The organism is Gryllotalpicola reticulitermitis (assembly GCF_042651345.1).
In the GTDB taxonomy this organism is placed as follows: Bacteria; Actinomycetota; Actinomycetes; order Actinomycetales; family Microbacteriaceae; genus Gryllotalpicola; species Gryllotalpicola reticulitermitis.
In genome coordinates this window covers 371,210-384,338 of sequence record NZ_JBHSCN010000003.1, presented here as the reverse complement: position 1 = coordinate 384,338, position 13,129 = coordinate 371,210, and the positions used below count along the sequence as shown (strand labels likewise).

General features: G+C 68.1%; 12 protein-coding genes and 1 tRNA gene. 9 read left to right on the top strand and 4 right to left on the bottom strand.

What is annotated here, in order from left to right; translation table 11 throughout:
• Positions 1–2: 2 nt before the first annotated feature.
• From ACFOYW_RS05900 to ACFOYW_RS05860, 9 genes are all read left to right on the top strand, one after another.
• The gene (locus ACFOYW_RS05900) at positions 3–695 is read left to right on the top strand and encodes a hypothetical protein (RefSeq protein WP_390227848.1); all 693 of its coding nucleotides are present in this window, start codon (positions 3–5) and stop codon (positions 693–695) included.
• 1 nt (position 696) lies between these two features.
• Positions 697–2,193, top strand: a complete 1,497-nt coding sequence (locus ACFOYW_RS05895; RefSeq protein ID WP_390227847.1) for a proton-conducting transporter transmembrane domain-containing protein — start codon at positions 697–699, stop codon at positions 2,191–2,193.
• Positions 2,190–3,692 carry a hydrogenase large subunit gene (locus ACFOYW_RS05890; protein ID WP_390227846.1) on the top strand — a complete coding sequence of 501 codons (1,503 nt, stop codon included), beginning with the start codon at positions 2,190–2,192 and terminating at the stop codon, positions 3,690–3,692. Before ACFOYW_RS05895 ends, ACFOYW_RS05890 begins: the two co-directional genes overlap by 4 nt.
• Entirely contained in the window at positions 3,692–4,486 is a 795-nt protein-coding gene (locus ACFOYW_RS05885; RefSeq protein WP_390227845.1) for an NADH-quinone oxidoreductase subunit B family protein, read from the top strand. The genes ACFOYW_RS05890 and ACFOYW_RS05885 overlap by 1 nt, the downstream gene beginning before the upstream one ends.
• On the top strand, positions 4,483–6,534 hold the full coding sequence (locus ACFOYW_RS05880; RefSeq protein ID WP_390227844.1) for a proton-conducting transporter transmembrane domain-containing protein: 2,052 nt from the start codon (positions 4,483–4,485) through the stop codon (positions 6,532–6,534). Before ACFOYW_RS05885 ends, ACFOYW_RS05880 begins: the two co-directional genes overlap by 4 nt.
• Positions 6,531–8,489: an ATP-dependent zinc metalloprotease FtsH gene (gene ftsH / locus ACFOYW_RS05875; RefSeq protein ID WP_390227843.1), complete on the top strand. Its 1,959-nt coding sequence runs from the start codon at positions 6,531–6,533 to the stop codon at positions 8,487–8,489. The genes ACFOYW_RS05880 and ftsH overlap by 4 nt, the downstream gene beginning before the upstream one ends.
• Positions 8,402–9,238 carry an IclR family transcriptional regulator gene (locus tag ACFOYW_RS05870; protein ID WP_390227842.1) on the top strand — a complete coding sequence of 279 codons (837 nt, stop codon included), beginning with the start codon at positions 8,402–8,404 and terminating at the stop codon, positions 9,236–9,238. The genes ftsH and ACFOYW_RS05870 overlap by 88 nt, the downstream gene beginning before the upstream one ends.
• A 149-nt stretch (positions 9,239–9,387) precedes the next feature.
• Entirely contained in the window at positions 9,388–9,918 is a 531-nt protein-coding gene (locus ACFOYW_RS05865) for a universal stress protein (protein ID WP_390227841.1), read from the top strand.
• A gap of 49 nt (positions 9,919–9,967) precedes the next feature.
• On the top strand, positions 9,968–10,372 hold the full coding sequence (locus ACFOYW_RS05860) for an HIT family protein (RefSeq protein WP_390227903.1): 405 nt from the start codon (positions 9,968–9,970) through the stop codon (positions 10,370–10,372).
• 27 nt (positions 10,373–10,399) lie between these two features.
• Here ACFOYW_RS05860 and ACFOYW_RS05855 read toward each other — a convergent pair whose 3' ends face one another.
• The 4 genes from ACFOYW_RS05855 to ACFOYW_RS05840 all read right to left on the bottom strand — a co-directional run bounded on the left by ACFOYW_RS05855 (position 10,400) and on the right by ACFOYW_RS05840 (position 13,108).
• Positions 10,400–11,206, bottom strand: coding sequence for a hypothetical protein (locus tag ACFOYW_RS05855; protein ID WP_390227840.1), 807 nt, complete (start codon positions 11,204–11,206; stop codon positions 10,400–10,402).
• A gap of 167 nt (positions 11,207–11,373) precedes the next feature.
• Complete coding sequence (locus tag ACFOYW_RS05850; protein ID WP_390227839.1) at positions 11,374–12,645, bottom strand: tyrosine-type recombinase/integrase; 1,272 nt, start codon at positions 12,643–12,645, stop codon at positions 11,374–11,376.
• Complete coding sequence (locus ACFOYW_RS05845; protein WP_390227838.1) at positions 12,642–12,875, bottom strand: helix-turn-helix transcriptional regulator; 234 nt, start codon at positions 12,873–12,875, stop codon at positions 12,642–12,644. The genes ACFOYW_RS05850 and ACFOYW_RS05845 overlap by 4 nt, the downstream gene beginning before the upstream one ends.
• 157 nt (positions 12,876–13,032) lie before the next feature.
• Positions 13,033–13,108 (bottom strand) — tRNA-Ala (locus ACFOYW_RS05840).
• Positions 13,109–13,129: the final 21 nt, after the last annotated feature.

Genomic DNA, 13,129 nt, shown 5'->3' with positions numbered 1-13,129 from the left:
TCATGCATCCGCTCGTCCTCGCCGCGGTCTCGCGGCCCGCACCGACGGTGTTCGACGGCACCGCGAACACGGTCGCGGTGATCGTGCTGCTGCTGGAGTTCGGGATGCTGCGCGCCTCCCTCTTCCGGGCCCAGGTGCGCCTGTACGCGGCGCAGTCCTTCGTGGTGAGCGTGCTCGCCGGGGTAGTGGCGGTCGGGCGCGGGGTGCCGGAGCTGTTCATCCTCGCCGCGGTCTCCTTCCTGCTGAAGGCGGTGATCGTGCCCCTCGTGATGCTGCGCCAGCTGCGCGACAGTCCGAGCGAGATCGCCGGCTCCGGCACGCTCGGAGTGGCGAGCGAGGTGATCGTGTCGATCATCGTCGCCGGCTTCGGGTTCTTCGCCGTCGGCGCCCTCGGCATCCACTCGGACGTCCTGCCGACCGCGGCGCTCAGCCTGGCGGTGGCGGTGATCCTGGTCTCCTTCGTGCTGATGATCCTGCGACGGGACGTCATCAGCCAGGCGATCGGATTCTTCTCGCTCGAGAACGGCGTGTCGATGGCGAGCCTCGTCGTCGCCGCAGGCCTGCCGCTGATCCTCGAGGTGGCGTTCCTCTTCGACCTGCTGGTGGCGGTGGTGGTGTTCGGGGTCATCATCCGCGTCCAGTCGCAGCGCACGAAGTCGTACTCCACCGTCCACCTCGACCGGCTGCGAGGCTGACATGGCTTCCTCCGCCCTCCTGATCCTGTTCCTCGTGCCGGCCGCGATGACGGTGCTGTGCCTCGTGCTGCCTCGGCAGGCCAACGAGATCGGCACGATCGTCGCCGCGACGATCAGCTTCGTCCTCGCGATCACGCTCGCCCCCGCAGCCACGCACGGGGTCATCACCGCTCCGCCCTTCCTGCGGGTGGACGCCCTGTCAGAGGTGTTCCTGCTCGCGACCGCGTTCCTCTACCCGGTCACCGCCATCTACACGGTGGGCTACTTCTCCCACGAGCGCGGCATGATCCGCCGCGGCGGCAGGGATGCGCTGCCGATGTTCGGCCGCTACTCGCGGCTGTTCTACCTCGGCTTCAACCTCTTCGCCTGGTCCATGATCGCCGCACCGCTCGTGAACGGGCTCGCGCTGCTATGGATCGCCGTGGAGGTGACGACCGTCGTCTCGGCGCTGCTCGTGTCGATCGACCGCACCCAGGAGGCGACCGAGGCGGCGTGGAAGTACGTGCTCATCGCCTCCAGCGGCCTCGGCATCGGACTCTTGGCGACGATCATCCTCTACTACGCCGGATCCACCGTCATCGGCGAGTCCTACGACCTCGGCCTCGCCCCACTCCTGCAAGTCGCCCACAAGCTGCCCGCGACACCGGTCGAGCTAGCCTTCGGCCTCGCGGTGGTCGGCTACGGAACGAAGGTGGGCCTGTTCCCGGTGCACACCTGGCTCCCCGACGCGCACTCCGAGGCCCCGACCCCGATCTCCGCCCTGCTGTCCGGGGCGCTCTTGGCGACGAGCTTCTACGCGATCCTGCGCTACTACCAGATCGCCACCGCCGCTCTCGGGCACGCCTTCCCGCAGAACACGCTGCTGATCTTCGGCGTGCTCTCTCTGCTGCTGGCGGCGCTGTACCTGTTCGCGCAGAAGAACATCAAACGGATGCTCGCCTACTCCAGCGTCGAGCACATGGGCGTGCTCGCCATCGGCGTCAGCTTCGGCGCACCGATCGCCCTCGCCGGGGTCCTCCTGCACGTCCTCGCCCACGCCGCCGCGAAAGGCACCGCGTTCATGGGGGCCGGCACCTTGGTGCACAAGTTCGACACGAAGGAAATGGCCGGGATGCGCGGGGGCATCCGTTCCCTGCCGTGGAGCGGCCCGGTGTTCCTCGTCGCGATCTTCTCCCTCGGCGCACTCCCACCATTCGGCATGTTCCGCAGCGAGTTCCAGATCGTCACCGGCGGCGTCGCATCGGGTCACGGAGTGGTCGCAGCGATCCTCCTCGTCCTGGTCTCGTGCGCGTTCTTCGGCCTCATGATCGCCACGACCCGCGTCCTCTTCCAGCCCGGCCCCGCACCCTCCCTGCCGCGCTCGGAGCCGAGCTACTGGATGGTCGTCCCCGTGTTGATCGGCGTCGCCGCGCTGCTTCTCCTCGGGGTGCACCCGCCCGAGGTGCTGCAGGAGTTGCTGACCCGCGGGGCGGCCGAGCTGAACGGAGCCTCCTCATGACCCGGCACCCGTACGAAAGCCCGGACGAGTGGCACGACGCCGTGCTGTCCGCGGTGGCACGCGGCATCCGTTTTGCCGGGCTGTACAGCACCGCCAACGGCCCCGCCGCGCGTCTCATCGCGCTGCTGGCCACGCCTGACGGCTTCGACACCATTGAAGTACCGGTCACCACGGACCCGATGGGACGCCGCGAGTACCCGTCGCTCAGCCCGCAGCTGCCGCCCGCGTTCTGGTACGAGCGCGCCCTGCACGACCTGTCCGGCCTCACGCCTGTCGGGCACCCGCGCCCGGACCCGCTGCTGCTGCCCCTCTCCCCCGGCAGCGCCCACCCCGAGCCTGGCTCAGACGGCGACGGGGCGCGGGTGACCGCCCGCACCGACACGCAGGGCCCCGTGGATGTGACCGGGCACGGCCTGTTCACGCTCACCTTCGGGCCGGTGCGGTCCGGGGTGTTCGAGTCGATCGAGTTCCTGCTGGAGACGCCGGGCGAGGACATCCCGCACCTCAACATCCGCCCGCACTTCAAGCACCGCGGCGTCGCCAAACGCTTCGAAGGACGCACACCCGACGACGGCGTCCTGGTCGCCGAACGGGTCGAGGGAATCGCATCCGTCGCCCATGCCCTCGCCTTCAGCCACGCCACCGAAGCCGCCGCCGGCATCCTCGTGCCGCCCCGCGCCCAGCATCTGCGCGTCGTGCTCGCCGAGCTCGAACGGATCGCGAACCACCTCGACGTCGCAATGCGGTTGACGGATGCCGCAGGGCTCGCCGTTGCGACCGCCCGCTTCGGGTGGCACAAGGAGATCACCATGCGGATCATGTCCCGGCTCACCGGCAGCCGATTCGGCCGCACCGCCGTCATCCCCGGCGGCGTACGACTCGGACTCACCGCACCCGACGAGGACACGCTCGCCGAGCTGAAGACGCTGGAGCGGCGCATCCGGGACGACGCGCGGCGCACCATGGGCACGCCATCGTTCCTGGACCGGCTGCGCGGCACGGGCCCCCTGGATGCCGACTACGCGGCCGCCTGGGCGCTGCTCGGGCCGATCGGCCGCGCCAGCGGCCAAAGTGTGGACGACCGGTGGCACCACCCCTACGACGGCTACCGGCACCTATCGCTCCCGAGCAGCCCCGCAGTGGATGAGGACGGGGATGCCCGCGCCCGGCTGCGGGTGCGGTGGGCGGAGATCGAGGTCTCCTTCCAGCTCATCCATGCAGCGACCGCCGCGTTCGGCATGCAGTCCGAACAGCGGCTGGTCGCCGACGAACCCGCGCGACCGGCCGACGGGCTCTCGATCGGTGCCGCAGAGGCGCCGCAAGGCGAGGTCCTCTACGCCGTGAGCTTCCAGAATGGGCTCATCGCCCGATGCTTCGCCCGCTCCGCCTCGCTGCACAACCTCGTGGCGTTCCACGACGCGTTCCGCACCGACATCTTCACCGACTTCCCGTTCATCGAAGCGAGCTTCGGCCTCAGCTATGCAGGGGTGGCGATGTGATGCCCTGGGTCCCGCACGGAATCAGCAACGGAAAACTCACCGCCGGGTGGCCGAAGAAGCCCGACGGCTACTTCGACGGGTTCCCCGCCGCGATCGACGTGATCCCGCAGACGAACGCGACCGAGAACGCCCGCGAGGCCGCCGCCCGGTGCCCGACCGGCGCCATCGACGTGGGGGCAGACGGCATCACGCTCGACCGTGGCCGGTGCATCCTCTGCCGTCGGTGCACAACAATCGCCCCCGGCAGCTTCGCGATCCGACGCGGGTCGGACACGGCGCGGGTTGGGCGCAGCGCGCTCGTCGTCGGCGACGTGCAGGAAAACCACGAGGCGCTCCGGCTGCTGCGCCGCAGCATCGCCGAGCGGGTGCGGTCGCTGCGGCAATCGATCCACATCCGGCACGTCGATGCCGGCTCCGACGGCTCCGACGAATGGGAGGTGCAGGCGCTACTGAACCCTGTCTACGACATCCACCGCCTCGGCATCTTCATCACCCCGAGCCCCCGCCACGCCGACATCCTGCTCGTGACCGGCATCGGCACGGAAGGCATGCACGAACCGCTCGCCCGTACCCGGGACGGCATGCCCGACCCCGTCGTCGTCATCGGCGTCGGCGCGGATGCCGCCAGCGGAGGCCTCATCGGCGGCGGCTACACCCAAGGCCTCGGCATCGAACCCCTCGTCAACGTCGACGTGTGGGTGCCCGGCGCCCCAGCCACCCCGTTCAGCATCCTGCACGGCATCCTGCTCGCCCTCGGCCGGCTCCAGCCCCGCACCGGGAAGGAGCAGCCATGACACTCGTCCTCACCGCCGCCGGACTCTTCGCCCTCGCCGCCGTGGTCGGCTGGTTCGCCGGCGTGCCCCGCCGCCGCCTCGGCACGCGGATTCTCGGTCAAGCGAGCTGGGTGCTCAGCATCGCCGGCATCCTCCTCGTGCTGATCGCCGGCTCGAGGCTCTTAGACGGTCGCGCAGTGACGAGCGGGGTTGCTGGGGATGCGTTCACGGAGTCGGCCGTGCACGTCGACCGGCTCTCCGCGCTCTTCCTGCTCATCGCCTTCGGCGTCGCCCTCCCCGCCGTGATCTCCGCCACCGCCTCCCGCGCCGCGCACCGCGCGAGACTCAGCGCAGGCGTGGCCGTCGTACTCCTGGCGACGCTCGTGGTGATCACCGGCGGGAACCTCTTCACCCTGCTGCTCGGCTGGGAGGGCCTCGGCTTCGCGTTCTACCTCGTCGTCGGCTACGACCGCCGCCGACCCGGCCGCGCACGCGCCGCCGTGCTCGCCGCCGCATTCAGCAGCTTCAGTGGCGCCGCCGTGCTGCTGGCCGGATCCCTTCTCTACGCCTACAGCCACACCCTCGACCTCACGGGCATCGCCGACGGTGCACCGCGGCTCGTCCGCGACACCGCCTACGTGCTGTTCATCCTCGGCTTCGCCATCAAGGTCGGCCTCATGCCCGTCCACCTCTGGCTACCGCCCAGCTACGCCGCCGCCCCAGGCCCCGCCCGCGCCATCCTCGCCGGCAGCGCCGTCAACGTCGGCTTCTACGGACTCTGGCGCACCCTCCACATCCTCGGCGCCCCGCCCGCATGGCTCGCCTGCGTCGTCCTCATCGTCGCCGGGCTCACCGCGCTCCTCGGCATCAGCCACGCCGCCGTCCACGCCGACCTCGCCTACCTCATCTCCTGGTCCAGCGTCGAGAACGCCGGCGTCATCCTCACCGGCTACGGCGTCGCCCTCGTCGGCGCCATCACCGGGCAACACGCCTTCCTCGCCGCAGGACTCCTCGCCGCCACCGCACAGGTCATCGCCCACGCCCTCGGCAAATCCCTCCTGTTCGTCGCCGCCGCCGGCATCGAGGACGCCTACGAGACCACCGACCTCGACCGACTCCGCGCCACCGCGCACAACCTCCCGTTCTCCGCCACCGGACTCGTCATCGGCGCCCTCACCCTCGCCGGCATCCCCCTCACCGCCGGCTTCGCCTCCGAATGGCTCACCCTCGAAGCCCTCATGCAGCAATTCCGCATCCAGTCGCTGCCCCTCGACCTGTCATTGGCCGTCGCCGGCGTCCTCGTCGCGCTCACCGTCGGCGTGGCATCCGTCGCCTTCGTCCGCCTCATCGCCCTCACCGCCTTCGGACGCCGCAGCACGCCCCTACGACCCGAACGCCGCCGCTACGAACGCGCCTGGACGCACCGCCTCGGCATCGTCCTGCTCGTGATCGGATGCCTCGGCACCGCCGCCTTCGCACCGCTCGAGCTGCGCACCATCGCCGCAGGCCTCACCCAGATCACCGACGGCACCGCCAGCACCGCCGTCACCGGCAGGTGGATCCTCCAACCCGTCTACTCCGGCTTCTCCGCTCTCTCGCCCAGCTGGCTCTGGATCGTCATTCCCGGCTACGTCCTCCTCATCGCCCTGCTCAGCTGGGCGATCTCCGGCCGCCGACTCCTGCGCGTCCGCCGCGTACCGCCGTGGACCTCCGCCTCTCCCGGCGTCGCCCACGGTCGCGGCTACACCTCCTTCGCCTTCGCCAACCCCATGCGGAAGGTCCTCGCCGCGATCCTCCTCACTCGCGGCGAGCTGCGCCGCGAGGAGGCCCAAACCGGCGGACGCGTCGGCGACGAAGACCGCGGGCCCGGCGCAGTCCAACTCGGCTACACCGTGGACGTCGTCGACATCATCGAACGCTACCTCTACCGACCCCTCATCCCCGCCGCCCGCCGCATCGTGCACGCCGCACAACGCCTGCAGTCCGGGCGCCTCGACGCCTACATGGCCTACATGCTCATCGCCGTGCTCGCCATCCTCGCCGTCGTCACCGGGATCGCCCAATCGTGACCGGACGCTCAGCTGGCGGCCGCGACTCGGGCACAGGCCCCTTTTTCAGTCGACAGATCGTCATCGGCTACGTGATCGGTGCACTCGCTGGGTTGATCTGGTTCACCGCAACGGCCGCCAACGGGGTTCACAGTGTCAGCACGCAGCACGGTCTCGAACTGCTCAGTGAAAACCGAGCGCTGAGCGCCACGATCGACGGCACTCGTCAGAGCGTGACACTGCGCCTGGCGAAGGCAGATGGCACCAACGGCACCCGTGTGCAGTTCTCCTACGTGTCACAACGCGGCGCCGACATCGTGAACGCCGTCGACGAAGCCAAGCTCGCCAAGGGCTTTAACGACCAGATCGACCGCAGCAACCCGATCCTGGACGTCCTTGGCGAACTTGCACCGTTTGCGCTCATGGCTGCGCTGTTCTGGTTCCTCAGCACCCGGCTTGTCGGGCAGAACCCGCTCGGTAACTTCGGCAAGTCGCGGGCGAAGCTCGTCTCGAAGGAGAGCCCGAAGGTCACCTTCGACGACGTCGCCGGTGCCGACGAGGCCATCGAAGAGCTTCAGGAGATCAAGGACTTCCTCAAGGAGCCGGCCAAGTTCCAGGCCGTCGGCGCCCGGATCCCGAAGGGCGTGCTGCTCTACGGCCCCCCTGGAACCGGCAAGACGCTGCTCGCCCGCGCCGTCGCGGGTGAGGCGGGCGTGCCGTTCTACTCCATCTCAGGCTCCGACTTCGTGGAGATGTTCGTCGGCGTCGGCGCTTCGCGCGTGCGCGACCTGTTCGACCAGGCGAAGCAGAACGCGCCGTCGATCATCTTCGTGGACGAGATCGACGCGGTCGGGCGCCACCGCGGCGCGGGCCTCGGCGGCGGTCACGACGAGCGCGAGCAGACGTTGAACCAGCTGCTGGTGGAGATGGACGGATTCGACGTCAAGACGAACGTCATCCTGATCGCGGCGACCAACCGGCCCGACATCCTGGACCCGGCCCTTCTCCGCCCCGGCCGCTTCGACCGCCAGATCGGCGTGGACGCGCCCGACCTGCAGGGCCGCAAGCGCATCCTCGAGGTGCACGGCCGCGGCAAGCCGCTCGCGAAGTCGGTCGACCTCGAGGTCGTCGCGCGCAAGACGCCGGGCTTCACCGGCGCAGATCTTGCCAACGTGCTGAACGAGGCCGCGCTGCTGACCGCGCGCTCCAACGCGCAGCTGATCGACAACCGCGCCCTCGACGAGGCCATCGACCGCGTGGTCGCAGGACCCCAGCGCCGCACCCGCGTGATGAAGGACAAGGAGAAGCTCATCACGGCCTATCACGAGGGCGGCCACGCCCTCGCCGCGGCCGCGATGCGCCACACCGACCCGGTCACGAAGATCACGATCCTGCCGCGCGGCCGCGCCCTCGGCTACACGATGGTGCTTCCGCTGGAGGACAAGTACTCGGTCACCCGCGAAGAGCTGCTCGACCAGCTCGCCTACGCGATGGGCGGCCGCGTCGCCGAGGAGATCGTCTTCCACGACCCGACCTCCGGCGCCGCGAACGACATCGAGAAGGCCACGGGCATCGCCCGGCAGATGGTCACCGACTACGGCATGAGCGCCGACATCGGCTCGGTGAAGCTCGGTCAGTCCTCCGGCGAGATGTTCCTCGGCCGCGACATGGGCCACCAGCGCGACTACTCCGAGTCCATCGCCGAGAAGGTCGACGCCGAGGTGCGCGCCCTCATCGAGAAGGCGCACGACGAGGCCTACGAGGTGCTCAACGCGAACCGCGAGATCCTCGACCGCCTGGCCGCCGAGCTGCTCGAGCACGAGACGCTCGACCACACCCAGATCGCCGAGATCTTCGCCGGCGTCAAGAAGCTGCCCGAGCGGCCGCAGTGGGTCTCCAGCCCGAACCGGCCGCTGCCGAACATCCCCCCGATCCGGATGGCGGCCTTTTCTGCAGCGCAAGAGGACGGACCGTGATTCAGACGATTGACCGTGCTGTCGCCATCCTGAATGCTTTGCGGGACGGCGGGCAGTTGACTGCTGCGGAGATCGCGGCGGAGCTGGATCTTCCGCCGAGCACCATCGTCAACAATCTCAAGCAGCTCCAGCGGGGTGGACTCATCCAGCGAGATAAGGACGGCGGCCGCTACCGTCTGGGTGCGGGTGTGTTGGGCCTGGCCCGTGCCTACCTGGACTCCAGCGAGCTGCGCCTACATTCTTCGCGACCGCTTACGAACCTCAGCCGGAGCACCGGACTCGCCTCGCGCGCGGCTGTGCCCTTGCACGAGAGCTATGCGATCGTCCGGCACGAGCCGCGTCCAGGCAGCGAGCTCCAGCTTGACGAGACGGGGCTCACGGCGCCGCTGGCCGGTAGCGCCTTCGGTAAGGTCTTCGCTTGTTTCCTCGCACACGGTGCCTCCCTGGCACTGCCTCAGCCGGCATGGCCGGAGAAGGAGCGCGTGCTCCAAACCGGCGTCGCCGAAGAGCGCTACGAGGAAAGCGCCGGCCTCGCCGAGATCGTGGCGATCGTCTCCGACAACACCGGCTCCGCGGTCGCTGCCGTCGGAATTGAGCTCCCCATCGATGAGTGGCCCGCCTCTGAGAACGCCATCACCGCGCTCCGGCGGGCCGCACAGCAGCTGTCCACAGCCCTCGGCGCATCATCATGGCCGCCTGCCGTCCCAGCATCGCCGGTCAGGGCCGAGAACGAGGGGAAACGACCATGACTACCCCCTTTCAACTCGACGCGGAGGCGCTAGTGTCATGAATGCACAGATGCAACGGCGGTGGGGCTCGCCGTACCCAACCTCGGCGGAGCGCCGACAACAGTCCCTATCAGGAAGCAGTCACAGCTGCGTCACGATAGGAGCCCCAGATGACTGACACGCCCGCATCGCGCCACTCGAGCCTGGTCGTCGGCCTCGTCAAAGACAAAGACCAGCGGCCAGACGACGTCATCCGCCAGGCCATCGTCTTCGCCCAGAAATTCGACGCCGAGCTCGTCATCGCCACCGTCGACCCAACGCATTACGAGGTGCGACGCAACCCCGACGGGAGCGTCGTGGCTTGGGACATCGACCCCGATCTCCAGGACGAGGAAGTGACGGAGCAGTTCGACGCCAGCTTCGCCGCCCATGTGCGTTCGCTGCTCGACCCCAGTGGTGTCTCGTACTCCTTGCGCGCCCTCGCGGGAGAACCTGCGCACGAGCTCGCCAAGGTCGCGCATGAGCTCGACTCTGAGGCGATCATCGTCGGGACCCGCAAGCAGGGCATTCGCACAACCGCGCACGAGTTCTTCACCGGATCCGTTGCCGTCCATCTCGCGCACCGGCAACACCGTCCGGTCATCGTCATCCCTCTGAACCCTGTGGCACACGGCGAGAAGCTGCCTTGGGAGGACCACTGAGCACCGTCGCAGTCGCGCCCGCTCTTCAGCTTGCGGGGCCGTAGTGGTGATGGACGCGTTCGCGCGGATCGTCCGCCACGAGGCACCCGCGCACATCGTCTGGGAAGACGACAGCGTCGTCGCCTTCCTGGACTCACACCCCCACACCGCCGGCCACACCCTGGTCATCCCCACGATGGCCGTCGACAGATGGACAGATCTCGACCACGCCACCGCGGCACGCGTCTTCCTGGCCGCCCAACGGGTTGGCGCCGCGCTCGTCCAGGTCTACGAGGCACGCAGAGCCGGGCTCGTGATCGCGGGCTACCACATACCCCACGCACATCTGCACGTCTTCCCCACGAACGGCCTCGAGGACTTCGACTTCACCTATCTTCCGCCCGAGGCCGATGACGTCGACCTCGCCCGCGAAGCAGTGCGCATACGTGCCGCTCTGAACGGCCGCGTGGTCTAACGCCTTCAGGCTGCTCAGAGGAGCGGGTCAAAGCGATGGCGAAGGATCCGCCTCGCTCTCACGGCCGCCCGTCATCCGTAGCGGGAAGGTCCAGTTGTTGAACCACGCCAAGGTCGACACCCACGACGCGTCCGCCTCAGGTGAGGACGGCTGCCCGCCTTCCGTCATAGAGTCCGTCAGCTGCCGCAGCCGACGCTCCAGTCCGCCCAGGTAGCCGGCGAGAAGCTCGCCCTCGATGGCGCGCTGGTCCAGCAGCCTCTCCAGGTGCATCCGGCACAGCTGAGCATCCCCATCGGGGCCCGGTTCGCGCCGGCACATCGGGCACACCTGCGGACGCCAGTACCGCATCGTGTCGTCAAGCCATGCCTTCGTGTACGTCATCCGGTTCGCCTCGGCCGTGAGCTTCTCCAGATCCATGCCCGCATGCGTCACCGCCATCTCACCGGGCTCATCCGAGGCGATGTCAGCGCATACCACGCACGTCCCCGAACGAGTGATCGCACGCAGCTGCCCATGCCGGCGGTGAGCACGACCGATCTCGGCGCGCATCCGCGCCAGGAGATCCGCATACAGCACGGACACGTCGAAGGGCTGATGCCCGCCGCGCGCCCCCGCGCCCGACTCCCAGAGCTCGATCTCGACAACCGCATATGCCCACGAGTGCCGCTCGCACAGCCCCCAGTTTCCGTAGAGCTGTGCGCGGACGCCGGGATTCATGATGTCGCCGTGAACAAACGACCAGAGGATGCGCACTTCCTCATGCGTCAGGTTGTGGTCCTCGTCCTCACCGAGCTGCCGAGCATTCCGCCCGATAACGACCATCCGTGGTGCCATAACGCATCTCCTGCTCGTCCAACATCGGATTCGAGTCAGGGACCGTTGGCGGAGTATCCGCGGTTCAATCGGTGGGCCCCACCACCACTGCTGAGTCTACCGACGTTATGTGAGCGAGGACAGGCCGGGTAAAAGCCGTCTTCCAATGGGACATCGAGTTCGGGCGACTACGCGGCTTCGCTATCGGCTTCATCGAGTTCTGCGAGTAGTTCCTCCTCCGCACTGGAATACGGAGCTTGCAGAAGAGCGCTGTCGGCGGCGTCCCGGCGCAGCGTACGTTCGAGGAGCGCGGCCGGTTCCCGATCGACGGTGCGATCAGGCTCGATGTAGTGCCCTTCGGTGATGGCCGTCGATCCGTGGCCGAGGAACAAGGCGGCTGCATCCGTGCTGGCTCCCCGGGCGATCACCGTGGCGCCAGTGCGGCGATACCAGCGCAGAGATATCCCGGAATCCTGGAGCCCGGCGAGGGCCAGGAACTCACGAAATGTCCGGCGGACGTTATACGGGCTCAGCGGGGCGCCGCTCTTATTTGAGAAAATGGTTCGTCGCCGCTCGCCCTCGCCCCTCGCCGCGAGTCGTGCACGCAGCACCGTGGCGGCGAACTCTGGCACCGCGATGCGTCGCACGGAGTGTTCTGTCTTCGGATGATCTTGCCGCACGGCTCCTTGCCCGGTGCGTAGCACGACAGTTCCGCGGACCTGGAGTTCCATGCCATTGGGGCCGTCAAAGATGTCGCAGGGACGCAGGGCCAGGGCTTCTCCGATCCGCAAAGCGGTTCCCAGCAGGACCTCTGTGATGTCGCGCACCTGTCCGTCGGGCTTCGGGCCCTTCACGTCCGGCCCAGTGCGCCACACCGCTGCAGCCTGGCGAATTGCGGCCACCTGCTCGAGCGTCAGCGCCCGGGGCGTGTTCTTCGGCTTCTCGAGCGGCGAGGTGCCTTCCACGGGGTTGCGAGGGATCGCGTCGTGCCGTAACGCGAAAGCGAATAACAGGTTGAGCATGGTTCGGGAGTGCTTGGCTCGCGAGTAGGAGACCTTTGCCTCAGATTTGAGGAACCATTCGACACGGCCGGTAGTCACTTCCCCGAGGGTGTAGTTCTGGAACGCCGGCAGGATCTGACGCTTCAGATCCTGCCTGTAGTTCTTCCTTGTGCCCTCCGTCAGATCCTGCAGCTCGAGGTCCGCCAACCATAGCTCGGCGAGATCGCTGAACGGACTCGACAGAGAAAGCACTCCCCCGCTGCCGAAGCCCGGACGACTCAGCAGTCGTTCCTTCAGGTGCGCTTGCGCCGCCGAGCGCGATGCGGCGCAGGCTGCGACCGCACGAAGCCGGCCGTCAAGATCCCGGAAGCGGGTGGTCGCGATGTAGCTGCGCCCGTGTCGGCGAACGCTCACCGTTCCATAGGTCCCGATTGCGGTTCGAGGCCTGCCGCCGCTCATCTCTCCGCTCCGTCGTGCTTGGCCTCATCGGCCGCTTCGAGCTGCTCGAGCCACGTCTCAACTTCGCTCCGGCGGAAGCGGAGTTCGTGGCCCACACGGAACCCGCGCGGTCCACGACCCTGACTGCGCAGGTCGTAGATCGTCTGGACGGGCACTCCGAGCCACGCCGCCAGTCGTGAGAGCGTCAGAATCTCGTCCCATTGCGGCTCATCCGGTGCTTTGCTCTGCATGCACCAAAGGAGGCCGAGACCAGACGTGATTCCCCGAGGGTCACCGAAGGCGCAAAAACACTCGGCCTGCGTTGACGGTGAAGTGTCGAATAAATGTCGAACGGCCATCACGTTTCCCTTGTTCAGGGCTCCGGAATAACCGTTCTATCAGGACTCTTGGTGGATCTGAGGGGACTCGAACCCCTGACCCCCTGCATGCCATGCAGGTGCGCTACCAGCTGCGCCACAGACCCGTTGTTTAGACGGTGTTTCCG